The following is a 26,722-nucleotide window of genomic DNA, read 5'->3' on the forward strand; positions in this document are numbered from 1 at the left end:
CATTGACGCTGTAACCCACGTTCGCCGCGAGACAGAATAAATACAAGAAGGCCCCCGGGCGCGGTTTCGCGGCGTGCGACATGAACGTCAGTTGCTGAAACTCGGATGTCACGACTTCGACCGGGTCAGCGAAAATTCAACAGTTTGGCCTTTGTGGCGTACGACTGGTTCCACGCGGTCCGAACCTTAGGGCGCGCCTCAGCAGCATTTGTCAGCAGAGAGCCCAATATGTAAACTGCAGCGTCTTTTTTGGAATGGCCGCTTACCAACAAGCCGTGGCGCAAAATCACGCCCAGCTCACAAAAGTTCAAGTTCCTTTAATGACTTTCGTAACTCGTCCGGACCAACAAACTGTAGTGCTTGCCAGCCCGCTAACCGCGCACCTTCGACGTTCTTTGGGCTATCATCCACAAATGTACACTCATCAGGACGTAGATTGTTCCTGTCGGTAAGCACCTCGTATATCTGCCGGTCAGGCTTAATCAGTTTTTCATGAGATGACACGACGACATCCTCAAAGGCGGTAGTCAATTCAGGGTGCAGCTCTTTGGCCATGGGCCAAGTCTCCGCCCCCCAGTTGGTCAGCCCAAATATCCGGTGCCCTGAAGATTTCAGATCATGTAGGGTACTCCAACTACCATTGATTTTGTTCTGGATGGTATCGGGAAATCGGTCAAAATATTGATCGAGCAGTGGTGCACAATCGGGCCATTCCGCGTTCGCTACTGCTACGGCTTCCGAACGTGACCGGCCACGATCTTGCTCCAAGTTCCATTCATAAAATCCAACCTTGGCAAAGAACTGATCAATGCTCGCATCATCTGGAAAAGCGCTCCTGAAAGCAGCACGTTCGTCCCAAGCAATCAGTACATTGCCAATGTCGAAAACAATGTTACTCACTCAATTCTCCTTTGGCAGATATGACAATCCGGCTTAGAAACATGCTACCAGAGTCAAACCCAAGTATCTGTAATCCTTACCATTATCACACTCGGAACATGAAGCCACTGGAATTTCGGTGGGGAGTGCCCGTTTTGTTCGCGACCTGTGAATTCGGGCACTGAATCTCGCTGAGGCGTACATGAACAGCTGATTTTCGCGCCACGCGGCGGCCTTGAAGATGATGCTGTTGCGGTGATCTTCGTGTTACGAGTGTACGCAGCGAGAAATTCAAGCTTTCAGGATGGGCCCAAACCGGTCATCTGACGGATTTTGTCCAAAAAATACGACAGCGAAGCTCCTAGCCTTTCCGCGTCAGCATCACCGCCATGGCGATATAATTGAACGGGTAGCGCTCGGGGGTCTCACGGAGGCGCTGTTCGGCGCGGGTGTAGATATAGTGCACCAGCGCCTCCAGATTGTCGCAGTCGGAAAGGTTCAGCCGCAGCGAAGTCTCGGTGAAGGCGCGGAAGAAGTCGGTATAGGCCTTGGCATAATCCGCGACATTCCCGTTCTGTTTGAAAGCTTCGACAAAGGAGACCGGGATCTCATAGAGCTCGGATCGCTCTTGCGAGAACAACGCGCTCAGCTCCGAACTCGGGTCCTGAAACGGGGCCACGACCTCCTCCAGCCGGCGCATATAGACCGGCTGGTAATAGCGCGCATAGGCTTCCTGCGTGAGCATCCCGGCCTTCAGCGCGTCCAGCACCGCGTCGTTGAGCACGTCATAGATGCCGTCGCAAGTGCGCAGGCGATCTCCGGCGCCAAAGACCTCGATCAGCAGCTTGCCGCCCGGCGCAAGCTCGGCGGCGCGGGCCAGCGCGAAGCTGCGCAGATCAGCATCGGCCTGTTGCGCGAACGCCGACTGTTCTGCGGCACTGACATGGCCGACAGGGTTCAGCGCGCTGGGTCCGTTGGGAAAGATGTAACCCGGCAGGCTGTCCAGCGGTCTGCGGCTGAGAAAGCCGATCGCATTGAAGGTCATCGCGATCTGTACCGAGCCCGGCGGCAGCACTTGCCGGAACATGGTGCCGCCCACGGCTGAGGAATAGACGTTGTCAGCTTCAAAGACGCGCCCGGTCTCAGGGTTCAACCGCTGGAACAGGCCCGAGAAGTCGTTGGTCGGCAGATCGCTGTGAATGGTGCGGATCGGTCTGTCGCTGCGCGCCCGCAACGCCGCCACGACGCGCTGCATCACCGCGACAGAATTGCGCCCCTCGGAGCAGCCGAAATCGGCCAGCGTGATCGCGCCGGGACCGGACAGGTCAAGCGTGGTAGCGGCCTCTTCAAGCCAGGGCAGCACATGCGCCGTGGCCTCCCATTGCGGGGCGGAATTGTCGTCGTAAAAGCCGTGCCCGACCATCCCCTTGGTGACCTGCATGCGCGCGCTCCCAGACTCAGCGGATGCTGGCCCCTTCAGGGTCCTGGCTCAGCAGATCGCCCCAATCGGTGCGATAGGACATCTCGGCCAGCACGTCCGAGGGCAGGAATTCGCGCCCCTGCCGGATCTGCCAGCCGCCGCCGAGTCCCTTGTAGATCGCCACCAGATTGTTCGACACCGACGCCCGCGCCTGGATCAGGTCGGCATCGGCATTCAAGGCTGCCTTCAGCGCGTCGATCACGCGGGAATAGTCCTGCGTGCCGCCCTGATACTGGTCGATGGCGATCTCGACCGAGCGATCCGAGGCTTTGGTGCTTTGCTGGTAGAACCCGACCTGCTTGCGGGCCTGCGTATAGCCGACCATGGCGTTCTCGACCTCGGAATAGGCGGTCACCACGGTGTTCTGGTAATTCGCGATCAACTCCTGATAGGCGGCGTCCTGAACGCGCACGTTGTCCTTGATCCGACCATAGTTCAGCACGTTCCAGACCACGCCCGCACTGGCCAGACTGGTTGTCCCCGAACTGTTGAACAGGTTCTGATTGGCCGAGGCCTGCAACCCGATCGAGCCTGACAGGATGAATTGCGGATAAAGGTCCGCCATGGCGATCCCGACCTGCGCCGATTGTGCGGCGGCTTCAAGCTCGGCGGCGCGAATGTCGGGGCGGCGGCGCAGCAATTCGGCTGGAACGCCCACGGACACGATGCTGGAGCGCGCCGCCGGGATGCGGCCGGTGCCCAGAAGCGAGGTCATTTTCGAGGGCGTGGTGCCCAGCAACACGGCCAGCGCGTTCCTGGCCTGCTGCAGATCGCTTTCCACCTGCGGCACCAGCGCCTTGGTGTTATTGAGCAGGGTCAGCGATTCCTGCACGTCCAGTTCGGTCGTCACCCCGTTATTGAAGCGGATCTGTGCGATATCAGCCGCTTGCTGCTGCAGCTTGATGTTGACCTGCGCGATCCGCAGCGTTTCCTGCAACGCGCGGATATTGATATAGACCGCCGCCACATCGCCGGTCAGAGTGACCAGCGCATCGTCATAATTGGCCACCTGCGCCGCCAGATTGGCCTTGCCCGATTGTACGCCACGGCGTTGGGCGCCCCAGACATCTGCCTCCCATTTGGCATCAAAGCCGATCTGATTGGTGGTGAAATCGGTGTCAAAAGGCACCACTTCGCGAATTTCCCGGATCGGATCGAGGTTCTCGCTGATCACCCGCCTCTGGGCCGAGCCGCCAACCGCCTGCGATTGCGGAAACAACTCGCCATAGGCGATGCCCAGTTGGGCGCGCGCCTGCAAGACCCGCGCACCCGCGATCTGCAGCGACAGGTTCTGGGCATAGGCCTGCCGGATCAGCTTGTTCAGAACCGGATCGTTGAAGTTTTTCCACCATTCCACGACCGGCTCACTGCGCGCGGTCAGGCCCGAGCCCTGGCTGACGCTGGGGCTGTTGGCCTCGATCCATTGTTTCATCACGGGCGAGCTTGGACGGACGAAATCGGGACCCAGCGGCGCGCAGGCGGTCAGCGCCCCGGCGGCGCATAGCATCATCAGCCTGGCGCGTGTCGTTTGTCCCTTGCCTGTCATGCCCTGCCCGCCTTTTCTTTTTTGGCCTCAGATATCGAGCGGCCTGATGAAGTTCGCGAAGGAATAAAGACGTATGTTGATACGCCGCAGAAACTCGAAACTCTGGCCCTTGCCGGTATAGATCGCCACCGCCGCGTGACCGCCCGCCGGAAAGGTATGCCCTTCGGGCACATCGACCTTGATCTGCACCGCGATATGGCCCGGCGCCTTGGGCAGCACAAAGCCCGGCAACCGGCCCGAGGGCAGGTATTGCCCTTGCCGGGTGGCCCACCAGATCGCCTCGACCTCGCCGGTCAGGATCTCGCCCGGATAAAGATCCAGCGCCACTTCGACCGGCTGGCCCGGTTCGACGAATTTCAGGTTCTGCTGGCGGTAGGAGGCGAGGATGTAGGGGTTGTCATCGGTCACGAAGCTGGCGATGGCACCCAGCCGGATTTCACCCACAACCAGACCGGGGCGGGCCTGTTGCGAGACGATCATGCCGTCCTCGGGCGCGTGGATCGTGGTGTTGTCCATGAAATACTGCGCCTCGGCCAGCTGCGCACGGGCCTGTGCCACACCGGTATTCACCCCGTCGATCTGCGATTGCTGCGCCAGATTGGCCTTGGCCAGATTGGCGTCGGCCTCATGCACGGCGGCGGTGTCTTCAACGACCTGTTCGTTCCAGCGATCCAGTTCTTCCTGTCGGGCGCCGCCCTGGGGCACCAGATTCTGATAGCGCGCCTGCTGGGTCTGCGCATAGCTGAGCTGCGCCTTGGCGCGCTCGACCGCCTCGCCGGCGGCAATCACATCCTGTTCGAGGATCTTGGCGTTCTGCTCGGCCGCCACCAGCTGCGCCTTGGCCGAGGCCAGTTGCTGCGAGAACACCGTGTCATCGAATTTGTAAAGCGGCTCGCCTTTCTTGACCGGCTGGTTCGGGGTGACCAGCACCTCTTTCAACAGCGTCGGCTGGGACAGGCGTGGCACGATCTGGATGGTCGAGCGTACCACATGGCTGTCGATGGACATCGGCTGAAAGAACCGCAACGCCACGAGGAAAATCAGCAGCAGGTGCGCTCCCACCCAGAACGAGACAATGCCCCAGGCGATATTGAATTTAAGCCACTGCGCCTTGAAGAAGACGAACCAGACAAAGACGATATAGAACAGTGTGATGCAGAGCGCGACAAACATATCCGGTTAGCTTTCCCTAGCTCTTTGCACTGTCATCAGGGGGCGCATCGCTGTCGCCCGCTTCGCGGTATTCTTCATTCACGTCACCGCCCAATCGCTTGATTTCCTTACGGATATTCTTCTTTTCATCTTCGGGCATCCGGCGCAGATCGACCGTCACGCCATCATGGAAGGCCCACATGAAGGCATGGACCCAGGGCACCACCGCCAGAAACCCCATCCAGCCCATGATCTTGACCGCCTCGGCATGGGGATGGTTGCGCTTGATCGCGATCCGGCCCGGCAGGCCCATCAGGAACAGAAACAACCCCATCACCGCCGCCAGGATCAGGATCAGCGCCAGAAAGGTCAGGTAATCATAATGCTCAAGCGGTGCGCCAAGCAGTCCCATGGCATCCCTCCGGTGTTGCGGCGGCAGGCATCAGGCACCGCTCTTGACTTCGTTCCGTAATGCGCGCTGCGGCGGTTGACCGACACAGGTTTCCCTGCGCCATCACACCCGGCAAAATGACCAACAAAGACGCTATCATGCCCTCGATCAACCTCCTGCGTGGCTTGTCGCCATCGTCTTTTGTAGAACTGTGTCACCCGAGATGAGTCTTGGCAAGCACCACGACTTTGCCCCGGCGATTTGCGTTGTGCCTGTTCATCACCTGTTGGGATGCTGTCGCGCCTCTTCAGCCATGCGCGGAGGCAGCACCCAAAAGCTGAGGATTGCGGCCAGAAAGCTGACCACCGTGATAAAGACAATTGCCCAGGCGACCTCGGCCGAATGGGCCACCGCGGCCAGCGCAGCGGAAATGGCGACGATGGCGATCCGGGCCAGGCTGGTGGACACCGCCTTGGCGGCGATGCGTTGCTCTTTCGGGGCCACTTCCATGAAGTAGAGCGAGCGGGCACCACCCAGCCCCGTCACCGCGATCGTCACCAGAAACAGCGAAGCCGCATGCAGGTGAATGTCGTGATCAACGCCTGTGTAGTGCAGGCCCACCAGTGCGCACCCGGTCAGTGCAACCATCAGGGCCGCCACCGCCATCACCAGCTTCAGCGAATAGCCGTTCAGCACCCGCCAGAGTGGGGTTGCCACAAGCACCGCCGCTGATGACGAGATGATCAGGGCGGTCAGCCCCTTGGCCGACGTGTGATGCGCCTCGGCGGCGATCAAGGCAAAAAACGGGACCGACAGGCCAACCACCACAAAAGACATGCGAATGACCATGAACCGTCGGAACCAGGGTTCGGCAAACAGGTCTCGGGCGCGGCTGAAAAAGCCGGTCAGCGCCCGAGGCTTGCGCGCGCCCGGTTCAGGCGCCGCAGCCTCGGTGATGGCGATTTCGCGAAAGGCCAGCATCGAGAGCGCTGACAGGAGAAAACACAGCACCCCGATCATCACCACGGTGGAATGCCGTGACAGCGGGCCTGCGTCCTGCATCAGTTGATGGACAAGCAGCACCAGCGCGATGGTGCCTGCCCCGCCGATGGCCTTTTGAAGATAGCTGACATGCATTCGGCTGCGGCTGTCGACATTGTCGCTGACGAAATCGATGATCAGCATCGCTTTGATTTCCTCCAACACCCCGATCAGGAAAATCGCGATGACAAAGGCAGCTATCGTTGCCGTGCGGTCACCCTGCAGGGTGACGACGATGACCAGCAGGAAACAGACGGCCACCGCGATATCCATGCAAATGATGGCGCCTTTTTTTCGGGGCAGCCGCGCAATGCTGGCCGAGACAAAGATATCACCCAGCGTACCGGCCCCGTGCCGGATCGACACCAGAAGCCCGGCCAGGAAAATCGGCAGGTCGAGCGAGACCGCCAGAAAGGTCAGCACGATCGAGGGGCTGGCCATCGACCACGCCATCATGTTGAACGCACCCTGCCCCGCAAGGATCGGCAGGTTCCGACGCGCGACCGCCGTGCTGTCTGCCTGAGGCTTGTCCTGTTGAGTGGTCATCGGCTGCGCATGGCTTTCGGGGCGAGGTGTGACGAGCATAAAAACACGTTCCCGCCAAGAGCAACGTAAATTCAGCCCGATGGGCACAGTGAGAGTGTTTGAGCGGCTTTCCGTCCCCAACCGCATTCCGGGACTTGCTCTTCGCTATATTTCATTTATTCATGAATTATGGAATCAACATTTCTCGACCGCCTGTCCGTCCTGAGCCATCCGCAGCGGATGGCCATCTTTCGCCTGCTGGTCCGGCGCTGTCCTGATGCGGTCCCAGCCGGAGAGATCGCGCGTGTGCTGGGGCTGAAGGCCAGCACGGCTTCGGTCTACCTTTCGGCGCTCAACCAATCCGGGTTGATCCGGCAGAGCCGCCGGGGCACCTCGGTCCTCTATCAGATGAATCTCGATGCGGCGCAAAGCGTAGTGTCCGACCTCTTTCTGGATTGCTGCAGAGGTCGCCCGGACCTCTGCCCGCCCAGCTTCCCCGACACGATTGCGCGGAGTCAGACCATGCCTGACAAGACCTTCAATGTCCTTTTCATCTGCACCGGGAACTCGGCCAGATCGGTCTTTGCCGAAGCGATCCTGCGGCATGAGGCCAGTGACCGGTTCACCGCCTATTCTGCCGGTACGCAACCCCGTTCAGAGCTGAACCCCAATGCCATCGAGATGCTGGAAAGCCGGGGCATCGACACATCGGCCCTGCGCGCCAAGACCATCACCGAGTTTCAGGGGCCCGATGCGCCGCCGCTCGATTTTGTCTTCACGGTCTGCGATCTGGCCGCAAACGAAGACTGCCCGGCCTGGACCGGTCAGCCGATCTCGGCCCATTGGGGTCTGCCCGACCCGGTCAAGGCGCAAGGAACAGAGGCCGAAAAGCGTCTGGCGTTCCAGCAGACCTATGGGGCGATGCGCAACCGGATCAAAGCCTTTGCCGCCCTGCCCTTCAGCACGCTGGACCGGGCCTCGCTACAAAAACATATCGATGACATCGGAAGGACGTCGGAAACCCTATGACAACTTATGCTCTCAACGGCCTGGGCCGGATCGGCAAGCTGGCGCTGCGCCCTTTGCTGGAACGTGGTGCAAAGATCGCTTTCGTGAATGATGCGGTGGGCGATCCGCATATGCACGCGCATCTGCTGGAGTTCGACACCGTCCATGGCCGCTGGCCTGCGGCGTTTTCCGCGCGTGATGACAGTATCACGATCGACGGTACGCGTATTCCCGCGCTCTCCACCCGCAAACTGGAGGATCTGCCGCTGGAGGGCGTCGATGTGATGATCGACTGCACTGGCGCATTCAAGAGTGAGGCCGCGCTCGCCCCCTATTTTGCGGCGGGCGTGAAAAAGGTTGTCGTATCCGCCCCGGTCAAGGACGAGGGCGTCGCAAACATCGTCTATGGTGTGAACCACGACATTTACGATCCTGCAGCGCACCGGATCGTCACGGCGGCAAGTTGTACCACCAATTGCCTCGCGCCGGTGGTGAAGGTCATCCACGAAGGGCTTGGCATCAAACATGGGTCGATCACCACGATCCATGACGTGACCAACACCCAGACCATCGTGGACCGCCCCGCCAAGGACCTGCGCCGCGCCCGATCCGCCCTGAACGCGCTGATCCCGACGACGACCGGATCGGCCACGGCGATCACGCTGATCTATCCCGAACTGACCGGCAAGCTGAACGGCCATGCGGTGCGGGTGCCATTGCTCAACGCTTCGCTCACCGATTGCGTGTTCGAGGTGGCCCGCGAGACCAGCGCCGAAGAGGTCAACGCGCTGTTCAAATCCGCCGCCGACGGGCCGCTGAACGGCATTCTGGGCTATGAGACCCGCCCGCTGGTCTCGACCGATTACACCAATGATCCGCGTTCTTCGATCGTCGACGCGCCCTCGACCATGGTGGTGAACGGCACGCAGGTAAAGATCTATGCCTGGTATGACAATGAATGGGGCTATGCGCACCGGCTGGTGGATGTGGCGTTCATGGTGGGCAATTCCTTATGAGCAAGCCTGAAGGTCTGGCCGCCTATATCGCGGTGACGGCGGCCTATTGGGCTTTCATGCTGACCGATGGCGCGCTGCGGATGCTGGTGCTGCTGCATTTCAACACGCTGGGGTTCTCGCCCGTTCAGCTGGCCTATCTGTTCGTGCTTTACGAGGTCGCAGGCGTGGTCACCAACCTGTCGGCTGGCTGGATCGCCGCGCGGTTCGGGCTGACCAGCACGCTCTATGCCGGTCTGGCGCTGCAGGTTCTGGCGCTGCTGGCGCTGTCGATGCTGGACCCGGGTTGGACCGTCGCCGCCTCGGTGGTGTTTGTGATGCTGGTGCAGGGGCTGTCGGGGGTCGCCAAGGACCTCGCCAAGATGAGTTCGAAAAGCGCGGTGAAACTGCTTGCCCCAACCGAGGGCGCAGGCCTGTTCCGCTGGGTGGCCCTGCTGACCGGATCAAAAAACGCGGTCAAGGGTCTGGGCTTCCTGCTTGGGGCGGCAGCCCTTGGCGTGATCGGCTTTGTCCCCTCCGTGCTGGGCATGGCCGCAATCCTGGCGGCGATCCTTGTGGTGCTGCTGTTCCGGATGCCCTCGGGCCTGCCCACCGGCAGGAAAGGCACCAAGTTCAAAGAGGTCTTTTCGAAGAACCGCAACGTGAACTGGCTGAGCCTTGCGCGCGTTTTCCTGTTCGGGGCGCGCGATGTCTGGTTTGTCGTGGGCATCCCGATCTATTTCTACGCGGTCCTGTCGGACGGCACCCCCGAGGGCAACCGCGCGGCGTTTTTCATGGTCGGCACCTTCATGGCGCTCTGGATCATCCTCTATGGCGCGGTACAGGCCAGCGCGCCAAAGCTCCTGCGCGCGCGGGACCGCAGCGAGGCGCAGATCGTGGCCGGGGCCCGGTTCTGGGTGGGACTGCTGTTCTTCGTGCCGCTGGTGCTGGCCGGTCTCGTCTGGCTCGCCCCGACGCCCGCGCTCTGGCTGACGGTCTGCATCATCCTCGGCCTGCTGGTCTTCGGCGCGCTTTTCGCGCTGAACTCATCGCTGCATTCCTACCTGATCCTTGCCTTCACCAGTTCCGAGCGCGTGACGATGGATGTGGGGTTCTACTACATGGCCAACGCCGCCGGCCGACTGCTGGGCACGATCCTGTCCGGGCTAAGCTACCAGTTCGGCGGATTGCCCCTGTGCCTGGGCATCGCCGCGCTGATGATCGCGCTGAGCTGGCTGAGCATCGGCAAGCTGAGGGTGCAGGACACATCCGCGCGGTTGGCGTCCAACCAGTGACCCCCGGCGACGGGGATCAATTCACGCGGCAATTCGCGGTGGTCCAGCTTCGATTGGCAATGAATTGTGGCGGAGAGACAGGGATTCGAACCCTGGAGACGGTTTCCCGCCTACACACTTTCCAGGCGTGCGCCTTCGACCACTCGGCCACCTCTCCGTGCCGCGCTGTTTGGCCGATCACGCAGGGATTTGCAAGAGGGGAATTCGCCCTCTCAGCCGTCCAGATGCAGATAGACACGGCGGTTCTGTTTGCCCTTTTTCTCGACCTTGCCGAGGCGGATTTTGCCGATCTCGCCGGTGCGCGCAACATGGGTTCCGCCGCAGGGTTGCAGATCGACCTGATCCGCGCCCTGCCCGATCCGGACCAGCCTGATCCGGCCCGCGCCGCGCGGAGGTTGCACTGACATGATCTTGACCAAACCGGGGTTGGCATCAAGTTCCACCTCGGTGATCCAGTCCTCGCTGACCAGCAGGTCGCGGTCGATCAGCGCCTGCAGCCGGACCTGCAGCGCCTCCTTGTCCTGTGGTGCCTCGGGCATGTTGAAATCCAGTCGCCCCTTGATGGCACCGACCGAACCGCCCGTCACCTCAAGCGGGATCACCACCGACAGCAGATGCAGCGCGGTGTGCACCCGCATATGGCCATAGCGGCGCGTCCAGTCGATCTCTTGCGTGACCTGCGCACCCACCGGCGGCAGGGCGCTGCCCGCTTCCGGCACCAGCGCGATGGCACCGCCTTCGGCCTTCACGGCGGTCGAGATGGCAATACGCCCGCCGTCCCAGCCCAGACCCCCGCCATCGCCCGGCTGTCCGCCGCCGGTGGCGTAGAACAGCGACCGATCGAGCAGGATGCCACCCTGCGCGGTGTGGCCGATCACCTCTGCGGGTGCCTCGCGCAGATAGGCGTCGGTGCGGAAAAGCGGCTCAGTAGTCACCGTCGCCATCCCCGTCCATGTCGGCTTCGGTCAAATCCATCGGTTTGGCCGAGACGGGTTGCGGAACGGTCGGCGCAGACTGAGACGCGCTGCCCTTTTGCTGCGACAGCGCCTCGGGATTGCGCAGCCAGAGGTCGCGCTGGGCAAACGGAATCTCGATGCTTTCCTCGATAAAGCGGCGGTTGATCTCGTGGTTCATGTCGGATTTCACCGACAGGACCCAGTTCACGTCCCGCAGGATCGCCCGGATCTCGAAATCCAGCGAATCCGCGCCAAAGCCCTGGAACACGATGCTGGGCGCGGGATTGGCCAGAACCATCGGATGGGCATTGGCGATCTCGTCCAGAATGGTCTCGACCTTGCGGGTATCGGTGCCATAGGCCACGCCCACCGGCACGATGACCCGGCCCACCGTATTACCGCGCGTGTAGTTGGTGACCGACTGGCTGATCAGGTCCGAATTCGGCACGATCACATCGGTGCGGTCAAAGGTCTCGATCCGGGTCGAGCGAACCGAGATGTCGCGCACGTAACCCATCTGTCCGTTCACATCGATCCAGTCGCCCTTGCTGATCGGGCGTTCGATCAGCAGAATGATGCCCGAGACGAAATTCGACACGATGGTCTGCAGACCAAAGCCGATCCCGACCGACAGGGCGCCGGCAACGATGGCAAGCGACGACAGGTTGATCCCGGCGCTGGTCACCGCCACCACCGCTGCCAGCGCGATACCGACATAACCGGTGCCCGCAACAATGGCGTTCTGGCCACCCGCATCCAGCTTGGTCTTGGGCAGCAGCGACGTGCGCAAGCCTCCCTGCAGCAGCCGCGTGACCATGTAGCCGATCGCGAAAACGGCGGCAAAGGTAACGAAGCTGCCCGGCGAGATCTGAACCCCGCCCAGCGTCACACCCTGCCGCGCCCGGCTCAGGGCCTCCAGCAGATCGGTGCTGCGCGCGCCCCAGATCAGCGCGAGGATCGGCAGCGATCCGATCGCCAGAACAAAACCCGCGATCACCGAGAACAGCGATTCCCGGCCCGCATCGCCGGTACCGGCAAGCCAGCCATAGAGATTGCCCAGAAACCGCTGCACGATCAGGATGATCGAGATCAGCGCCAGCGTCTTGATCGCCGGGAAGATGACCCCTTCGGCGGCGTGCATATATCCCAGCGCCGCAGCCACCACCGACAGCAGGCCAAGCACGATCAGCAACCGCCGCACCTGAAGGAAGAATCGCGACAACCCCGAGTGCTGCACGACCTCGTCGGATTCGGTTGCCACGCCCATGTCGCGCATCGGGCCGAGCCGCTGCAGCCGCAGCAGCACCAGCGCGGACAGAAAGATCACCGGAAAGCCGACAACCGCGCGCGTCGCATCGGACACATTCTCGATCTGATTGAAAGCCGCCAGCAGGTCGTTCAGGATCAGCATGACCGCCAGCAGATCGATCACCACCCGCAGCTCGGCCATGCGCACCCGGCTCAAGAGCGGCCGCTGGTCCTCATCGCGCAGCACCAGAAGCTGCCGCCCGATCCAGTCGAACACAAAAAAGATTGCCGCCCAGTTGGGAACCTGATCCAGCAGGAACTGCCCCCGCAACCCCACGACATTGGTGGTCGAAACCGCCGAGGCCAGCAGAACCACGCCCAGCCAGGGCAGAAAGATCCGCGACAGCGACACCACAAAGGCCCAGACCCGCCGACCGCCGCCCTTGAGCGTGCGCAGATAGGCGCCCATCCGTTCAGACCAGACGCGCCCGCGGGCAATCAGCAAAAGCCCGAATGCGGTCAGAAAGATGATCGCGGGGTAATGATCGCGAAACTGGACATGTACCACATCGGTCTTGAGATTGGCCGCAATCTCGTTCCAGAGCCCGCCCAGGGCCTGTTTCACATCCGCGCCCGCCGCCGGCCAGAGATCGGGGTTGAGCGGGGACGGCCCGCGCGATGTAAACTCTCTGGTCTGTCGCAGGCGGATGATCCGGTCGATTTCGTTGATCAGGCCGTTGGCCCGGTTATAGGCCTCTTCCGAGATGATCCGGGGCACCCGCAACGCATCAAGCTGCGTTTGCAGATGGTCGCGCAGCGTGGCGATATCCTCGGGCTCCTCGCTGCCGTCATCGGGCTTTGCTCCTAGCGCATCCAGCTGGCTTTTCAGCGTCTTGATACGTTCAGAGTTGCCACTGCGGACCGTGTCGAACCGGGTCCGGTAGGTATCCACCTGGGAGCGCAGCTTTTCAAGCGCGGCATCCGAGGCCCGGCCCGCCTTGACGGCATCCTCAGCCCGGTCGGCGGTCTTGAGCCAGTCCTGGTAATAGTCTTTCTGCTGCTCGGAAAGCTGGGCCGAGGCCGTTCCGGCCACCGCCAGCAGGAACACCGCAAGCCCCGCCGCCAGGAGCCACCGCAGGGCTGCCATGTCAGACGTCCTCGAACACGCCCGGGATCGAGCGCGGTGCCTCAGTCATCCAGCCCGGCACCGGCAGGCCTTTTTCGCGCAGGAAATCGGGGTTGAACAGTTTCGACTGGTAGCGTGTGCCATAGTCGCACAGAACCGTGACGATGGTATGCCCAGGCCCCATCTCGCGTGCCATGCGCACCGCGCCCGCGACATTGATGCCGGTCGAACCGCCCAGGCAGAGCCCTTCGTGTTCGAGAAGATCGAAAACCAGCGGCAGAGCTTCGGCATCGGGGATATTGTAGGACATATCCGGCGTGAACCCCTGCAGGTTCGCGGTTTCACGCCCCTGCCCGATGCCTTCGGTGATCGAACTGCCCTCGGCCGCGAATTCGCCGGTGGTGTAGAAATTGTGGATCGCCGAGCCCTCGGGGTCGGCCAACGCGATTTTCACGCCCTTGGGCTGCAGCGCGAGGCCCACACCCGCCAGAGTGCCGCCCGAGCCGACCGAACAAACGAACCCGTCCACCTTGCCGCCGGTCTGCTCCCAGATCTCGGGGCCGGTGGTTTCCAGATGCGCCTGCCGGTTGGCCACATTGTCGAACTGGTTTGCCCAGATCGCACCATTGGGTTCGGTCCGGGCCAGTTCGGCGGCCAGACGTTCGGAATAACGCACATAGTTGTTGGGGTTCTTGTAGGGGGCCGCCGGCACCTGAACCAGTTCCGCCCCGGCCAGCCGCAGCATGTCCTTCTTTTCCTCGGACTGGGTTTCCGGGATCACGATCACCGTCTTGAAGCCCATTGAGGCCCCCACCAGCGCCAGACCGATGCCGGTATTGCCAGCGGTCCCTTCGACAATGGTGCCACCGGGTTTCAGATCGCCGCGCGCGATGGCGTCGCGGATGATATAAAGCGCGGCGCGGTCCTTGACCGACTGGCCGGGGTTCAGGAACTCGGCCTTGCCGAGAATCTCACATCCGGTTTCCTCGCTGACACGGCGCAGCCGGATCAGGGGAGTATGTCCTACAGCATCAGCCAGATCGCGTGCGGTGCGCATGGTGCCCTCAATTCTTCGGTTTCACCCACGTGGTGTACCCTCGCCCCCCGCCGACCTCAAGCGGTGTTGCGCAGGAGGGGACTTGGAAGGGTAAATGATCACACAGGGCTGTTCAGACCCGCAAACTGGAATCAACCGAATCTGATGACAGTGACGCTCAGAGCCCGGTTAGGAGTTCAATGACACCGATACACTGACACCGTATTGAGAGCCAACGGAAGGTCTGGCGTGCAGACTTTTTTGCCAGTTCCGTCAGTCAATCAGAGGTCCGTTTCATCGTCAGAGCGCCTTTTGCATGTCCACCCTGTAGTGCCCTTTTGGAAAGTCGAAACGAGCGAATTCCTTGTAGCCATACGCTTCATAGAAGGCTTCTGCTTGCCAGGAGTAGGTATAGAGCATCGCCTTGGTCGCGCCGCGCCGCTTAGCTTCTTGTTCGATCGCTCGAAATAGGTCCGAACCGACACCCTGACCACGAAGTAAGTCATCGACCCATAGGCCTCGAACTTCCAAGGCGCCGAGGTATACGTGCCCTCGTCCGCCAGCTATGATCCGTTCGCCATCGCGCAAGATCAGGCTGAAGGTCTGCACGCGCCACCCGCTTCCGTCTTGGTTGTATTGCCCGAACCGAGCCGAATAGTCCGCATAAGCATCTTCGTCAGGTTCAATGCATTCGAATTCTCTGAGGTTGCCTTCCGTCATAACATTGACTTCAATGCGATTTATTTTGGCAGACTTTAGCCGCATCAGGTGACGCTGTCACTTTGGGCTCTGAGTGGACCTTGACGACTTTAACGAATTTATCCCTGGTCAGCTTTTGAGAAACAGGTTCGGACCACAGATGCACGTCATTTACCATCACCAAAATCAGACCACCCCGGCGCGCAGCCGGGCGCGGTGGCGGGCCAGCCAGTGGGCGATCGACAGCAGCGGCAGATCCTTGATCTCATGGGCATCCACCTGGGCCATCAGCGCGTCGAAGGGTAGGATCGCGCTGCGGATGTCCTCGCCCTCGCTGTCCAGCCCGCCATTTTCGGTGGTCTCGGTCAGTTCCGCGATCCCCACATAGAGATGCAGGAACTCGGTCGAGGACCCGCTCGAGGAATAGGCCCGCCCGGCACATTCCAGCGATTGCAGGGGAACATGCGCCTCTTCCATCGCCTCGCGATGGGCGGTCTGTTCGGGGCTTTCGCCGGGATCGACCATGCCTGCCACCGGCTCCCACATCCAGGGCGCCGGGTCACCACCCATGTAGACCGGCGCGCGGAATTGTTCGATCAACAACACGCAATCGCGCTGCGGATCATAAGGCAGCACAACCGCCGCCTGCCCATGCATCAGGGCCCCACGGTTCAGCACCGGTGTCAACTCACCATCATTGCGGCGGTGCTGAATCTGCATCTCGTCCAGAGCAAAGTAATCCTGATAGGCGCGGGTATGGGACTGCACGATCACATCGCGGGATTGCAGGACCGCGCGCGCCTCGGCAGCGATCCGGGCCGCTGCGCGCATCCGGATCGCGGGAAAGCTGCGCGCCATGTCGGCGGCGCTGCGGCGACCGTAAAACGCCATCACCTCCTGCGCGGCATATTCCGACAACCTGCCCCAGTCCGAGACCCAGTCCGCCAGCGACCAGAGCGCGCCGGGCTGCCAACGATCGGGATCGGGAAAGAACAGTTCTGCCTGGGCACTGGTGCCGTCCTCGCACGCGATCTGCTTGACCGCCAGCGCATAATCGAACCCACCCTCGTAGAACTCGATCCGGGCGAGATCATCCGCCGACAGCCCCCGTACCAGCAGGCCGGGCGCGTATTGGCCGGGGGTCGCGAGGATCATCGGAAAGGGCTGGCCCTCTACTGCAAAAACGGCATGGTCCGGCAATCGGGCCGGAACCAAATCGATCTCGCCCGCCGGACGGTCCAGCACGATTTCCAACAGCGCGTGATGCCGCAGCGAGCCATAAAAGAACAGGTTTTTCAAAACAATGTGACCGTCGGGTGAAAGGTTATCGCCATCTGCGCCATGCAAACTCGGTGGCCAGACCGGCGAGGATGCCGCCGATCAGCAGGGTCCAGATAATACCGGGAACCGCGATCGTATAGCCATAATCGATACCGATTCGAAAAATCGCCCCAATGGCCTCGAACGGGCCGTCATAGCGATTGCGCATCGCCTGGCGAAACATCTCGTAACAACCCTGAACGAACAGGCCCCAGAACAACAGCACCACCACCCCGGTGATGCCGTTATTGATCGCGTTGGTGATCCCCCTGCCGGCGCGCTTGCCCATCACGATCCACCCGACAAGCAGGCCGAGACCGATATTGACATAGGTGAAATAGCCGAAGTCCAGCCCCTCGGGCATCAGCGGAATGATCTGCCCGGACACGATGAAGGCGATCAACGCCATGCATGTGGCGGCGACGAGACGGGCGGCGTCGGGCATGGTGTTCTGGGTCCTGCTCAGCTTGGTCTTGCTAGCGTAATCTGTGTCACATCGCAGGTGCCGGTGTCAAAGGCCGCCCCGCAGGAGGTCAGGTAATAGTTCCACATCCGGCGGAACCGTTCGTCAAAGCCCATGGCGGCGATCTGTTCCCATTTCTCGTTGAAGGTCTCGTGCCAGCGCCGCAGGGTCAGATCATAGCTTTTGCCGAATTCTTTCGAACGCACGAATGTCAACCCGGCCAGATCCACCTGTTGACGCAGGATTTTCGGGGCTGGCAGCATGCCACCGGGAAAGATGTATTTCTGAATGAAATCAACACCGTTTCGATAAATCTCCCAGCGTTTGTCGGCCACGGTGATGATCTGGAGCGTCGCCTGCGCACCTGGCTTGAGCCGGTCACGCACCGTCTCGAAATAGACCGGCCAGTATTTCTCGCCCACCGCTTCGAACATCTCGATCGAGGCGATGCCATCATAGCTGCCACGCTCGTCCCGGTAATCCTGCAGCTTGAATTTTACATGACCTGACAGGCCAGCCTTTTCAATACGATGCGAGGCAAAGTTCAACTGCTCCTGACTGAGAGTCAGGCCCGTGACCTGCAAGCCACGCTCTTTTGCGGCATATTCGGCAAACCCGCCCCAGCCACAGCCGATCTCAAGGATATGATCGCCGGGTTTGGCACCCATTTCGTCGATCAGGCTGGCATATTTCGCGATCTGCGCCTTTTCCAGACTTTCCTGCCCGGTCTCGAATATCGCGCTGGAATAGGTCATCGTGTCATCCAGCCAGGCCGCGTAGAAGTCGTTGCCCAGATCATAGTGGTACGAGATGTTCTTCTTGGCCTGTTCGCGATGGTTGCGATGCAGCCAGAAGCGAAGCCGTTCATAGGCACGGGCCAGAATCTGCCCGGTAAACCCGTCATAGACCGCCTCGTTGTCCAGATGGACCAGGTCCATGAAGGCGCGCAGGTCGGGTGTGCTCCAATCCCCTTCCAGATAGCCATCGGAAAAACCCAGATCACCCTCGCGGACAAGCCGGGCAAAGATATCGGGGTCATGTACGTCGATCTGCGCCACCGGACCGGGCCGCTTGCCCTCGGATCGGAAGACCCGCCCGTCGGGCAAAACGATATCAAGGCGCCCGGCATTCATCTGCTCGAGCATCTTTAAGACATGCGTAAAATATCTGGGCAGGTTCTTTTGCCCGTGGGTCGAGGTCAGGATCATCCGCTCTCCTTATCGCGGTGCGTTACAAGGCTAAATCGAGTTCCTTTTTCAGGCAAGCATTTGTTTTAACACGATTACACACTTCTGAGTTGATAGGCGGCAAGCGCCCGCTTGCGCCCTTCGTCCAACGCCATCACCGGGTCGGGATAGGGATCATCGGCGGCAACGCCCCAGGCACGCGGCACCGCCCGAAAATAACTGAGCGCGGTCTCGGGTGGGTCGGCCTGGGTTTCGGCAAGCCAGCGCGCCACGTAAACCCCGTCAGGGTCGAACTTTTTCTGCTGAAGATCAGGGTTGAACACCCGGAAATAGGGCGTGGCATCCGGGCCAGAGCCCGCGACCCATTGCCAGCCCATCGCATTGGCGGCGGGGTCCCAGTCCACCAGACAGTCGGCGAACCAGTCCATGCCGACTTTCCAGTGTGTCATCAGATGCTTGGTCAGGTAACTTGCAACGATCATCCGGGCGCGGTTGTGCATGCGCCCGGTCACATAAAGCTCGCGCATGGCCGCGTCGACAAAGGGAATGCCGGTGCGCCCCTGTTTCCACGCCTGTACCTCGGGCGCATCCGCCTCGGTCTGCCACGGAAATCTGTCCCAGCCCTCTTTCCAGTTGCCGCTCAGCATATGCGGCGCGTGGTACATCAGGTGATAGGCGAATTCACGCCAGACGACCTCTTTCAGGAAGTGCTCGGCGCCGGTCTTGCGCGCGTCCCGTGCGCGCTGACCTGCATGCCAGAGCAGCCGGGGGCTGATTTCGCCGAGGCTCAGATAGTCCGACAGTCTGGACGTGGCATCAAGTGCCGGGACATCGCGGAGTTCCTTGTAATCGGCAATGGCGGTTTCGACGAATGCATCCAGCCGCGCCCGCGCCGCATCCTCGCCCGGGGCCACATGCGCCTGCACCACCGCCGCGCCCCGGTTCATCGCCGCACCAAGCCGCCACGTCTGCAAATCGTCCGAGCGTGGCCAGGCCGCGGGGGGCGGTATCTGCGCCGGCGGTGGCAGGGCGGCGGCGATCTCGCGGCCTTGCACCGCGCGCCACATGGCCGAATATACCTTGTAATACCCGCCCGATCCGGTGCTGACGCTCCACGGTTCGAACAGCAGATGCCCCGCGAATGAGCGCGCGTCGACCCCCTGCGTCTTGAGGTCCGACTTGATCGCGCTGTCGCGCGCCTGCGCCTGCGGATCATAGAGCCGCGACCACCAGACAGCATCCGCACCGGTTTCTTGCAGCAGATCGCGCAGCACCTGCGCCGCAGGCCCCCGGCGCAGGATCAACCGGCTACCGCGCGCCATCAGGGCCCGCGAAAACACCTCAAGACCCAGCCCGAGCCGCCATTTCGGCGCAGCGCCCAGCCCGGAAACGGATTCATCGGCAATGAAGACCGGCAGAACCGGCCGCCCGCTGCGGCAGGCGTCAAAAAACCCCGGATGATCTGCCAGCCGCAGGTCACGCCTGAACCAGAATATGATCGGTGATCCCGGCCCGTCCATCATGCCCCCGCCTGTTTACAAACTCATACGGCGGAGGTCTGCGAGTGGATCACAAAACGCGGTCAAGCGCTTCGATCAATTGGTCAATCTCCTGTTTCGAGGTGTAATGCGTGAAACTCAGCCGCAACACGCCCTGCGCCGGGTCGATGCCCATTCCGGCCAGCGGGCGCACTGCGTAGAAATCACCGCCATCGGTCATGACCCCGTGCGTTGCCAGTTCCGCCGCAACCGGCTGGGCGGGTCGGCCAAGCGACAGCGCCACAGTTGGCGCGCGCAGATCGGCCCGGTCCGGCCCCAGCAAGCGCACCGCGTTGCGATCCTTTACCGCATCCAGCAGAGGTTGCAGCAGCGCAACCTCGTGATCGCGCATCAGGTCATGCACGAAGCCGCCGCGCGCGACCGCGCCCTCAGCCGGTCCGCCGTGATGATCGCACAGCGCATCCACATAATCGGCCATCCCGGCAGAGGCGGCGATCTGGGCGTGATCCGGCCCGGCAGGGGTGAAGCGTTTGTACAGCACGTCAGCGTTGAAATAATGCGCCTGATTGGGCAGCATCTCGCCCAGGGCGCGGCGGATCACCATGCAGCCCTGATGCGGCCCATAGGTCTTGTAGCTGGAAAACAGATAGATATCAGGCCCCAGCCCCCCCACATCGGGAAAGCCATGTGGCGCGTAGGAAACCCCGTCGACGCAGACAAACGCCCCTGCGGCATGGGCAATCGCGGTGATCTCGGTCACCGGGTTGATCTCGCCCACCACGTTCGAGCAATGCGGGAAACAGACCAGCCGTACCTTTTCGTCCAGCAGGTTTTCCAACTGCGCCGGATCGAGATGGCCGGTCTCGGGGTCGATCCGCCATTCGCGAATCTCGATCCCATCCTCGGCCAGCCGCCGCCACGGCCCGCTATTGGCCTCGTGATCCTGATCGGTGACCACGATGGCCTCGCCCGGCTGCATCCATTTGCGCACCGCCTGCGCCAAAACATAGGTATTCTGGGTGGTCGACGGGCCGAAGCTCAACTCATCCGTCTCGACCCCCAGCAGCGCCGCCATACGCGTCCGCGCCTCGTCCATCTCCTCGCCCGCCAGTCGGCTGGTATCATAGGCGGCATAGGGCTGAACCTTGCGCTGGGTATAAAACCGCGTCAGCCGGTCGATCACCTGACGGCAGGTATAAGACCCGGCCGCGCTCTCAAAAAACGCACGTCCCTGCAACGAGGGCTCGGCAAAGGCGGGAAACTGCGTGCGCACGAAATCGATATCTAGGGCCATGTCTGCTCCGGGCTTGGTTTCGGGAATGGATGCAGATCGCAGGCAGCGGGGTCAATAGAAATGCTGATGACAGTTTCTGACATCGGGCCATGCCACTCTGCCCCTATCCCTTCAAACACAGGAGCAAATGAGATGAGCTTTCAACCCAAGGACTTTCTGGTCTGGGGCGAGGTACCGGTCAGCGACCTCGACAAGGCCATTGCCTTTTACAGCCGGGTGACCGGCGCTGAGCTTACGATGGATGAGAGCGGCCCCAATCCGGTGGCCATGTTCCAGCCCAAAGACCCCAAAACCGGTATCGCCTTGCACCTCTATCCCGGCACCCCGGCCAGCGACGGGCGCGGCCCGACGCTGCACCTGGCCGCCGAGGGCACATTGGCAGAGGTCATGGACCGCGTCTTCCAAGCCGGAGGCCGCGTGACATCCGAAATCATCGAGATCCCGCCTGGTCGCTTCTTTTACGCCACCGATCCAGACGGCAACTCGTTGGGCTTCTTCAAGGCCAATTCCGACTAAGCCAATCGGCCCGTCAGGCGTTCACGTCCACCACAACCCGGCCCTGAACCTGCCCGGCCAGGATATCCGCCCCCAGCTGCGGCAGATCGCCAAGGGTCGCGGGCCGCACCATCGCCTCCAACTTGTCCATGGGCAGGTCGGTGGCGATGCGCTGCCAGGCCCGCAACCGGTTGTCATAGGGCTGCATGACTGAATCGATGCCCAGCAGGTTCACCCCGCGCAGCAGGAAGGGAATGACCGTCGCAGGCAGGTTCGCCCCGCCCGCCAGCCCGACAGCCGCAACCGAGGCGCCGTATTTCATCTGCCCCAGAACGCGGGCCAGCATCGCGCCACCGACCGCGTCAACGCAGCCCGCCCAGTTCTCGCTTTCCAGCGGGCGCTTGACGGTCTCGTTCAACTCTTCCCGGGCGACGATCTGCGTCGCGCCAAGCCCGGTCAGGTAGTCCGCGCTCTCGGGCCGCCCGGTCACCGCCGCCACCTGATGGCCCAGTTGCGCCAGTATAGCGGTGGCCACCGAACCGACACCGCCCGCTGCCCCGGTTACCAACACCGGGCCATGACCCGATGCCAGCCCGTGATCCTCCAGCGCCATCACCGACAGCATCGCGGTCAGCCCGGCGGTGCCCACCGCCATCGCCTGCCGCGTGCTCAGCCCGTCGGGCAAGGGGACCAGCCAGTCGGCCCGCACATGGGCCTTCTGGGCATAGCCGCCCCAATGGGCCTCGCCCACGCGCCAGCCGGTCAGCACGACCTTGTCACCCGGCGTGTAACGCGCATCCGAGGACGCCTCGACCGTACCGGCAAAATCGATCCCCGGCACATGCGGGTATGTCCGCACCAGCCCGCCGCCATGCGAGGACAGGCACAGCCCGTCCTTGTAATTGACCGTGGAATAGTCCACCGCCACCGTGACCTCGCCCTCGGGCAGATCGCTTTCCGAGATCTGCTTCACAACCGGTGCGGCCTTGCCGGTCGCCTCATCCTTTTCCATCACCAATGCGTTGAACATCTCTTCACTCCTTTTCGGGACGCTCCTGTCCCAGATCATTCTTCTGTTTCCAAATACCTCGGGGGAGTCGCGCAGCGACGGGGGCAGCGCCCCCACCCGCTCAGCGCCAGAACCCCGCCTGCACTTCGGCCCGGCGCATCCCGTCTGGCGTTTCAACCTCCAGCACGGTGCCCGCATCCCAATGGCTCAACCGCAGCATGCCGATCGAGACATTGGTTTCGAACTCGGGCGACCAGACCGAGGATGTCACCTGACCGACCCGGGTATCCCCCGCATAAGCAGGCCACGGGCGGTCGCAGGGCGGCACCGGATCGCCGGCGATGGCAATGGGTCGGATCTGCTGCACCGGTCCTTCCTTGGCCACCCGCAACAGCGCATCGCGGCCAACACATCCGATCGCGGTATGGGTGTTGCAGAACCGGCCCAACCCGCATTCATGCGGCGTGTTGTCATCGGTCATGTCATTGCCATAGGACAACAGCCCGCTCTCGATCCGCTCAATCAGGTTCGGGCATCCGGCCCGGACGTGCAGATCCTCGCCTGCGGCGAACAGAGCGTTCCAGAGCGGCATTCCGATATCGCCCCCTTCGACATAGATCTCGAACCCGCCCTGCTTGGAATACCCCGAGCGCGCCACCGCCAGATCGCGGCCTTCGAACTGGAACATGTCGAAGCGAAAGAACCGGATATCGCGCACCCGGTCCCCGAAGACCCGCGCCATCAACTCCTCGGCCTTGGGGCCCTGCACCGCCAGGGGTGAGACATCGGGCTCGTCCACCAGCACATCCAGCCGGTAGCCATTGGCCAGGCCCTTGACCCACAATAGCAGATCGCTGTCTGCAATGGACACCCACCAGCGGTCTTCGGACAATTTCACCGCCACCGGGTCATTCAGCATGCCACCGGTTTCATCGACAATGGGCACATAATAGCACTGCCCCGGCAGCATACGGCGCAGGTCGCGCGGGGTCAGCATCTGCATCAGCCGCGCGGCATCGGGTCCGCGCAGTTCGACCTGCCTTTCGCAGGACACATCCCAGACCTGCACATGGGTCTTCAGGTGGTGACAATCGGCCTCGACGCTTTCAAAGAGCGTGGGCAGCAGCATCCGGTTATAAACCGTATACGCCTTGACCCCTGCAGCCTCGACACCGTCCGAGAAAGGCGTTCTGCGCAAGCGCCGCGACATCGACAGAAGGGTCATTCAGACATCCTCCGGCAGAAATACCAGATCGCTCACCGGGGCGTCCGAGCCGGTTTCGGTCAGCATCTGGTGCAACTGGCCGCGATGATGGGTCTGGTGGTTGAACATGTGGATGACGCATTGCGCATAAGGCCTGACCACCTCGGCCTCTTTCGCCGCCGAAAACCACGAGAACGGCCCGCTCAGCAGCCCCTCCGGCAGGCCCTCTGCCCAGTCGGCAATGCGCGCGTCGATCCGCTCGCGCAGCGCCAGCCACGCCGCCAGATCGGCACAGAGCGAAACGCTTTCGGGAATACCTCCGCCCGGCCCCTGCCCTTTGTCGAAGCGCGAGATCCAGATCCAGTCGCCCCAGAGCAGATGGTTCGCCGTGCCCAGGATCGAGCCAAAGAACGCCCCGCGTTCCCGCGTCAACTCGTCTTGCGGCAAGGCTTGCAGAAATCCCGACAGTTGGGTGTTCTGCCAATGACCGTACCGCGCCATCTGGCGGGCATAATCACCGGTGATCATCACTTTGGCCCGTGCCAGTCGATCGGGCAGATCTCGGCCGATTTACCGCCGAAATCCCAGATCCGCCCGTAATCGCGCACGCGCGATTTGGTGCCCCTGGCAACAATGATATCCGGCCCCATCCAGTATTTGGAGTTGCTCACCATCACCGGGTGATCCTCGTCCTTGCCCGCCAGCATCTCGATCTCGCCCTGAATCTTGCGCCCGATCATGATCCGGCGCCTGGTGCCGTCGCGCTCGATCTCGACGGGCGCGCGTTCGGCCCCGATGATCTCGCTGACCAGCATGGTGAAGAGGCCCGTGGTGCCGCCCGCCTGCCCGCTGAAGATTTGCAGCAGCCCGTTGTAAGCCTTGCCGCTGGCGCGCTCATCCACATAAGCCGCGACCTTCCACTGGCCTTCGCCCATGCGGCCCGGAATATCGACCAGCAGGCCCACATTCAGCCCCGACAGGTCCTCGCCCTCATAATGACCCTCGTCGATGATGATCCCCATCCACGCATGGCAATGCCCCTCGGTCGGAGGATGCGCGCCCAGCGAGACCACGCAGGGGCAGAACACGTCGCAGGAGCAGTTCAGGATCAGCTCACCCTTGATCGCCCACTCAGTCGGCGACATCTCGCGCCGTTTCGGGTTCGGCATCCGACTGTCGATGCGCTGGCTGATCGGCAACCGGTCAGCATCTGGTTTTCTGTTCTTTGCCATAACGTTATCCTCCGAACATGACGGGATAGATGAGAAATGCGAGGCCACCCGCGATCAGCGCCACACCCATCTGGCGCGTCACCACATGACCGATCTGCGGCAGTTTTTCCAAAACCATGAACAGCGTGGCGAGCCCCATCCACAACAGGCTCATGACCCCACCGACAAAGCCGAGCGCCATGAAGCCCCAGCAACAGCCGACGCAAAACGCGCCAAGGCCCAGCCCCATGCGCAAACCGCCCGCAAAGCCGCGCCGCCAGTGGCCCAGGAAATACATCATCGGCGCGTGGCAGACGCCATGGCAGACCTCTTTGGCGCGGGTGAACTGAAAGGCACCGACCGCGATCAGCAGACCGCCCGCCAGCAGTGGCGATTTCGCGATGCCCAGCATGTCGACAACGCCGCCAAAGAGCAGCACCAACTGCACGGCCGTTATCAACGCGGCAAAGCCAACCCAGACCAGCAGATACCCCGCCACAACGCCCAGCCATCCGGCCCGCGTGCCATCGGCGCTGACCATCAGGTCCTCGTAACTGCGCAGGGTCGGCACCAGCGTCGGCAGCATCATCGCCGCCATCATCACCGCCCACATCCAGAACAGCGGCCCGAACTCGGCCATGGGCATAACCATATCCATGCGCGGGTCCATCGCGGCCATGGCCTGCCCCATCACCCCGGGGCGCCCGATCAGATCCAGATCCATCGACTGGCTCATGGCGTACAGAAACCACCAGGCCCACAGGATCAGGCCATAAAAGCCCAGCCACAAAACGGTGCGAAATGATCCGACAGGCACCTGCGCCTCCCTGACTCGGTCCTTGCAATTCAAATGTCAGACTTTTAAATGTCAGACAATTAAAATCTGAGTCAAAGCGATGAAAATTGATCCCAGCAGCCCCGCCGACCTTTCAGCCCAGATCGCGGGCGCAATCCGCGATGCCATCATCGGCGGTGATCTGATCGTGGATGAGCGCTTGCCGTCGGAGGCGGAGCTGGCCGATCATTTCAACGTGTCGCGTCCCACCGTGCGCGAGGCGCTGAAACGACTGGCCGCGCAATCGTTGATCCGTACCCAGCGCGGGGCCAGCGGTGGCGCCTTCGTCAACCGGCTGAGCTTTGAGAATGCCTATGCCCAGCAGATCACCACCTCGACCCTGCTGCTGAGCATGAATGCGGTCAGTTTCGACACCGCCTGCGAGGCGCGGTTTGCGCTGGAACGGGCCTGTGCGCCGCTGTCGGCGCTGCGCCGCACCGCCGACCATCTGGCCACCATGCGCGCCGAGATTCACCGCCAGCAGCAGCCGGGCCTGACTGACGAGGCCTTCTGCGCCTCGGATGTGGCTTTTCACCGGGCGCTGGTGGATGGCGCGAGCAATCCGGTGCTGTCTTATCAACTGGCCGGTGCGGTCGAGGCGATGCAGCCGCTGATGAACATGATCACCTTCACCGCCCGCTCGCGCGGGGCCATCGTGGCGTTTCACACCGAATTGGCCGATGCGATCGAAGCGGGCGACGCATCTGTAGCCGACAGCGCGCTTGACCGGCTCGAGGATTATACCCGTACCCTTGCCCGCGATGTCATGGCGGCGCGCGCGGCCAAGGCAAACACTTGAACACGGGCTGAAAATCCGCATTGTCTCGCCCG

The 26,722-nt window shown here is 62.0% G+C and carries 25 protein-coding genes and 1 tRNA gene; 5 read left to right on the forward strand and 21 right to left on the reverse strand.

Features of this window, described 5'->3' with window-relative positions:
- Positions 1-297: 297 nt before the first annotated feature.
- The 6 genes from M3P21_RS11950 to M3P21_RS11975 form a co-directional block, all read right to left on the reverse strand.
- Entirely contained in the window at positions 298-900 is a 603-nt protein-coding gene (locus M3P21_RS11950; RefSeq protein ID WP_249710240.1) for an HAD family hydrolase, read from the reverse strand.
- 340 nt (positions 901-1,240) lie between these two features.
- The gene (locus M3P21_RS11955; RefSeq protein ID WP_249710242.1) at positions 1,241-2,320 is read right to left on the reverse strand and encodes a class I SAM-dependent methyltransferase; all 1,080 of its coding nucleotides are present in this window, start codon (positions 2,318-2,320) and stop codon (positions 1,241-1,243) included.
- Between the two features lie 16 nt (positions 2,321-2,336).
- On the reverse strand, positions 2,337-3,905 hold the full coding sequence (locus M3P21_RS11960; RefSeq protein ID WP_249710243.1) for an efflux transporter outer membrane subunit: 1,569 nt from the start codon (positions 3,903-3,905) through the stop codon (positions 2,337-2,339).
- 27 nt (positions 3,906-3,932) lie between these two features.
- On the reverse strand, positions 3,933-5,078 hold the full coding sequence (locus tag M3P21_RS11965; RefSeq protein WP_249710244.1) for an HlyD family secretion protein: 1,146 nt from the start codon (positions 5,076-5,078) through the stop codon (positions 3,933-3,935).
- 16 nt (positions 5,079-5,094) lie between these two features.
- A complete protein-coding gene (locus M3P21_RS11970; RefSeq protein WP_249710245.1) occupies positions 5,095-5,469 on the reverse strand; it encodes a DUF3302 domain-containing protein in 375 nt (124 codons plus the stop codon).
- A 258-nt stretch (positions 5,470-5,727) separates the two neighbouring features.
- Positions 5,728-7,074, reverse strand: coding sequence for an MFS transporter (locus M3P21_RS11975; protein WP_249710246.1), 1,347 nt, complete (start codon positions 7,072-7,074; stop codon positions 5,728-5,730).
- Positions 7,075-7,203: 129 nt separating this feature from the next.
- Here M3P21_RS11975 and M3P21_RS11980 point away from each other — a divergent pair, with 129 nt between their 5' ends.
- From M3P21_RS11980 to arsJ, 3 genes are read left to right on the forward strand one after another with little or no spacing between them, the layout of a single operon-like run.
- Complete coding sequence (locus tag M3P21_RS11980; RefSeq protein WP_249710247.1) at positions 7,204-8,043, forward strand: arsenate reductase/protein-tyrosine-phosphatase family protein; 840 nt, start codon at positions 7,204-7,206, stop codon at positions 8,041-8,043.
- A complete protein-coding gene (locus tag M3P21_RS11985) occupies positions 8,040-9,038 on the forward strand; it encodes an ArsJ-associated glyceraldehyde-3-phosphate dehydrogenase (RefSeq protein ID WP_249710248.1) in 999 nt (332 codons plus the stop codon). The genes M3P21_RS11980 and M3P21_RS11985 overlap by 4 nt, the downstream gene beginning before the upstream one ends.
- Positions 9,035-10,309, forward strand: coding sequence for an organoarsenical effux MFS transporter ArsJ (gene arsJ / locus M3P21_RS11990; RefSeq protein WP_249710249.1), 1,275 nt, complete (start codon positions 9,035-9,037; stop codon positions 10,307-10,309). The genes M3P21_RS11985 and arsJ overlap by 4 nt, the downstream gene beginning before the upstream one ends.
- Before the next feature lie 67 nt (positions 10,310-10,376).
- On the opposite strand, the gene M3P21_RS11995 is transcribed toward arsJ, so the two are convergent.
- The 10 genes from M3P21_RS11995 to M3P21_RS12040 all read right to left on the reverse strand — a co-directional run bounded on the left by M3P21_RS11995 (position 10,377) and on the right by M3P21_RS12040 (position 21,137).
- Positions 10,377-10,466, reverse strand: a tRNA-Ser gene (locus M3P21_RS11995).
- Positions 10,467-10,521: 55 nt separating this feature from the next.
- The gene (locus M3P21_RS12000) at positions 10,522-11,244 is read right to left on the reverse strand and encodes an alanyl-tRNA editing protein (protein ID WP_249710250.1); all 723 of its coding nucleotides are present in this window, start codon (positions 11,242-11,244) and stop codon (positions 10,522-10,524) included.
- Positions 11,234-13,660, reverse strand: a complete 2,427-nt coding sequence (locus tag M3P21_RS12005; protein ID WP_249710251.1) for a DUF3772 domain-containing protein — start codon at positions 13,658-13,660, stop codon at positions 11,234-11,236. The genes M3P21_RS12000 and M3P21_RS12005 overlap by 11 nt, the downstream gene beginning before the upstream one ends.
- Before the next feature lies 1 nt (position 13,661).
- Positions 13,662-14,696: a cysteine synthase A gene (locus M3P21_RS12010; protein WP_249710253.1), complete on the reverse strand. Its 1,035-nt coding sequence runs from the start codon at positions 14,694-14,696 to the stop codon at positions 13,662-13,664.
- 279 nt (positions 14,697-14,975) lie between these two features.
- Positions 14,976-15,395 (reverse strand): GNAT family N-acetyltransferase, encoded by a 420-nt coding sequence (locus tag M3P21_RS12015; protein WP_249710255.1) that lies wholly within the window; start codon positions 15,393-15,395, stop codon positions 14,976-14,978.
- A gap of 165 nt (positions 15,396-15,560) precedes the next feature.
- The gene (locus M3P21_RS12020; protein ID WP_249710256.1) at positions 15,561-16,673 is read right to left on the reverse strand and encodes an NUDIX domain-containing protein; all 1,113 of its coding nucleotides are present in this window, start codon (positions 16,671-16,673) and stop codon (positions 15,561-15,563) included.
- A 25-nt stretch (positions 16,674-16,698) separates the two neighbouring features.
- The gene (locus M3P21_RS12025; RefSeq protein ID WP_249710257.1) at positions 16,699-17,139 is read right to left on the reverse strand and encodes a TrgA family protein; all 441 of its coding nucleotides are present in this window, start codon (positions 17,137-17,139) and stop codon (positions 16,699-16,701) included.
- Positions 17,140-17,156: 17 nt separating this feature from the next.
- The gene (locus M3P21_RS12030; RefSeq protein WP_249710258.1) at positions 17,157-18,365 is read right to left on the reverse strand and encodes an SAM-dependent methyltransferase; all 1,209 of its coding nucleotides are present in this window, start codon (positions 18,363-18,365) and stop codon (positions 17,157-17,159) included.
- Positions 18,366-18,439: 74 nt separating this feature from the next.
- Complete coding sequence (locus tag M3P21_RS12035; RefSeq protein ID WP_249710259.1) at positions 18,440-19,867, reverse strand: cryptochrome/photolyase family protein; 1,428 nt, start codon at positions 19,865-19,867, stop codon at positions 18,440-18,442.
- A gap of 46 nt (positions 19,868-19,913) precedes the next feature.
- Positions 19,914-21,137: an aminotransferase class V-fold PLP-dependent enzyme gene (locus M3P21_RS12040; protein ID WP_249710260.1), complete on the reverse strand. Its 1,224-nt coding sequence runs from the start codon at positions 21,135-21,137 to the stop codon at positions 19,914-19,916.
- Positions 21,138-21,269: 132 nt separating this feature from the next.
- Here M3P21_RS12040 and M3P21_RS12045 point away from each other — a divergent pair, with 132 nt between their 5' ends.
- Positions 21,270-21,653: a VOC family protein gene (locus M3P21_RS12045; protein ID WP_249710261.1), complete on the forward strand. Its 384-nt coding sequence runs from the start codon at positions 21,270-21,272 to the stop codon at positions 21,651-21,653.
- A gap of 13 nt (positions 21,654-21,666) precedes the next feature.
- On the opposite strand, the gene acuI is transcribed toward M3P21_RS12045, so the two are convergent.
- From acuI to M3P21_RS12070, 5 genes are all read right to left on the reverse strand, one after another.
- Positions 21,667-22,662 (reverse strand): acryloyl-CoA reductase, encoded by a 996-nt coding sequence (gene acuI / locus M3P21_RS12050; RefSeq protein WP_249710262.1) that lies wholly within the window; start codon positions 22,660-22,662, stop codon positions 21,667-21,669.
- A gap of 100 nt (positions 22,663-22,762) precedes the next feature.
- Positions 22,763-23,866, reverse strand: a complete 1,104-nt coding sequence (locus M3P21_RS12055; protein ID WP_249710263.1) for a dimethylsulfoniopropionate demethylase — start codon at positions 23,864-23,866, stop codon at positions 22,763-22,765.
- On the reverse strand, positions 23,867-24,373 hold the full coding sequence (locus M3P21_RS12060) for a DinB family protein (RefSeq protein ID WP_249710265.1): 507 nt from the start codon (positions 24,371-24,373) through the stop codon (positions 23,867-23,869).
- Positions 24,373-25,077 carry a DUF1326 domain-containing protein gene (locus tag M3P21_RS12065; protein ID WP_249710267.1) on the reverse strand — a complete coding sequence of 235 codons (705 nt, stop codon included), beginning with the start codon at positions 25,075-25,077 and terminating at the stop codon, positions 24,373-24,375. Before M3P21_RS12065 ends, M3P21_RS12060 begins: the two co-directional genes overlap by 1 nt.
- A 4-nt stretch (positions 25,078-25,081) precedes the next feature.
- A complete protein-coding gene (locus M3P21_RS12070; protein WP_249710269.1) occupies positions 25,082-25,873 on the reverse strand; it encodes a DUF2182 domain-containing protein in 792 nt (263 codons plus the stop codon).
- Between the two features lie 79 nt (positions 25,874-25,952).
- Here M3P21_RS12070 and M3P21_RS12075 point away from each other — a divergent pair, with 79 nt between their 5' ends.
- Complete coding sequence (locus M3P21_RS12075) at positions 25,953-26,690, forward strand: FadR/GntR family transcriptional regulator (protein WP_249710271.1); 738 nt, start codon at positions 25,953-25,955, stop codon at positions 26,688-26,690.
- The last annotated feature ends 32 nt before the right edge of the window (positions 26,691-26,722 follow it).

Origin of the sequence: Ruegeria spongiae, from assembly GCF_023502395.1 — a bacterium.
In the GTDB taxonomy this organism is placed as follows: domain Bacteria; phylum Pseudomonadota; class Alphaproteobacteria; order Rhodobacterales; family Rhodobacteraceae; genus Ruegeria_C; species Ruegeria_C spongiae.

Coding starts and splice junctions, on each gene's coding strand:
- M3P21_RS12060 (WP_249710265.1), bottom strand. CDS start 24,373: ATGATCACCGGTGATTATGCCCGCCAGATGGCGCGGTACGGTCATTGG.
- M3P21_RS11965 (WP_249710244.1), bottom strand. CDS start 5,078: ATGTTTGTCGCGCTCTGCATCACACTGTTCTATATCGTCTTTGTCTGG.
- M3P21_RS12005 (WP_249710251.1), bottom strand. CDS start 13,660: ATGGCAGCCCTGCGGTGGCTCCTGGCGGCGGGGCTTGCGGTGTTCCTG.
- M3P21_RS11970 (WP_249710245.1), bottom strand. CDS start 5,469: ATGGGACTGCTTGGCGCACCGCTTGAGCATTATGATTACCTGACCTTT.
- M3P21_RS12065 (WP_249710267.1), bottom strand. CDS start 25,077: ATGGCAAAGAACAGAAAACCAGATGCTGACCGGTTGCCGATCAGCCAG.
- M3P21_RS12010 (WP_249710253.1), bottom strand. CDS start 14,696: ATGCGCACCGCACGCGATCTGGCTGATGCTGTAGGACATACTCCCCTG.
- M3P21_RS12055 (WP_249710263.1), bottom strand. CDS start 23,866: ATGACCCTTCTGTCGATGTCGCGGCGCTTGCGCAGAACGCCTTTCTCG.
- M3P21_RS12035 (WP_249710259.1), bottom strand. CDS start 19,867: ATGATGGACGGGCCGGGATCACCGATCATATTCTGGTTCAGGCGTGAC.
- arsJ (WP_249710249.1), top strand. CDS start 9,035: ATGAGCAAGCCTGAAGGTCTGGCCGCCTATATCGCGGTGACGGCGGCC.
- M3P21_RS11960 (WP_249710243.1), bottom strand. CDS start 3,905: ATGACAGGCAAGGGACAAACGACACGCGCCAGGCTGATGATGCTATGC.
- M3P21_RS11985 (WP_249710248.1), top strand. CDS start 8,040: ATGACAACTTATGCTCTCAACGGCCTGGGCCGGATCGGCAAGCTGGCG.
- M3P21_RS11975 (WP_249710246.1), bottom strand. CDS start 7,074: ATGCTCGTCACACCTCGCCCCGAAAGCCATGCGCAGCCGATGACCACT.
- M3P21_RS11955 (WP_249710242.1), bottom strand. CDS start 2,320: ATGCAGGTCACCAAGGGGATGGTCGGGCACGGCTTTTACGACGACAAT.
- acuI (WP_249710262.1), bottom strand. CDS start 22,662: ATGTTCAACGCATTGGTGATGGAAAAGGATGAGGCGACCGGCAAGGCC.
- M3P21_RS12025 (WP_249710257.1), bottom strand. CDS start 17,139: ATGCCCGACGCCGCCCGTCTCGTCGCCGCCACATGCATGGCGTTGATC.
- M3P21_RS11980 (WP_249710247.1), top strand. CDS start 7,204: ATGGAATCAACATTTCTCGACCGCCTGTCCGTCCTGAGCCATCCGCAG.
- M3P21_RS12015 (WP_249710255.1), bottom strand. CDS start 15,395: ATGACGGAAGGCAACCTCAGAGAATTCGAATGCATTGAACCTGACGAA.
- M3P21_RS12075 (WP_249710271.1), top strand. CDS start 25,953: ATGAAAATTGATCCCAGCAGCCCCGCCGACCTTTCAGCCCAGATCGCG.
- M3P21_RS12045 (WP_249710261.1), top strand. CDS start 21,270: ATGAGCTTTCAACCCAAGGACTTTCTGGTCTGGGGCGAGGTACCGGTC.
- M3P21_RS12040 (WP_249710260.1), bottom strand. CDS start 21,137: ATGGCCCTAGATATCGATTTCGTGCGCACGCAGTTTCCCGCCTTTGCC.
- M3P21_RS12030 (WP_249710258.1), bottom strand. CDS start 18,365: ATGATCCTGACCTCGACCCACGGGCAAAAGAACCTGCCCAGATATTTT.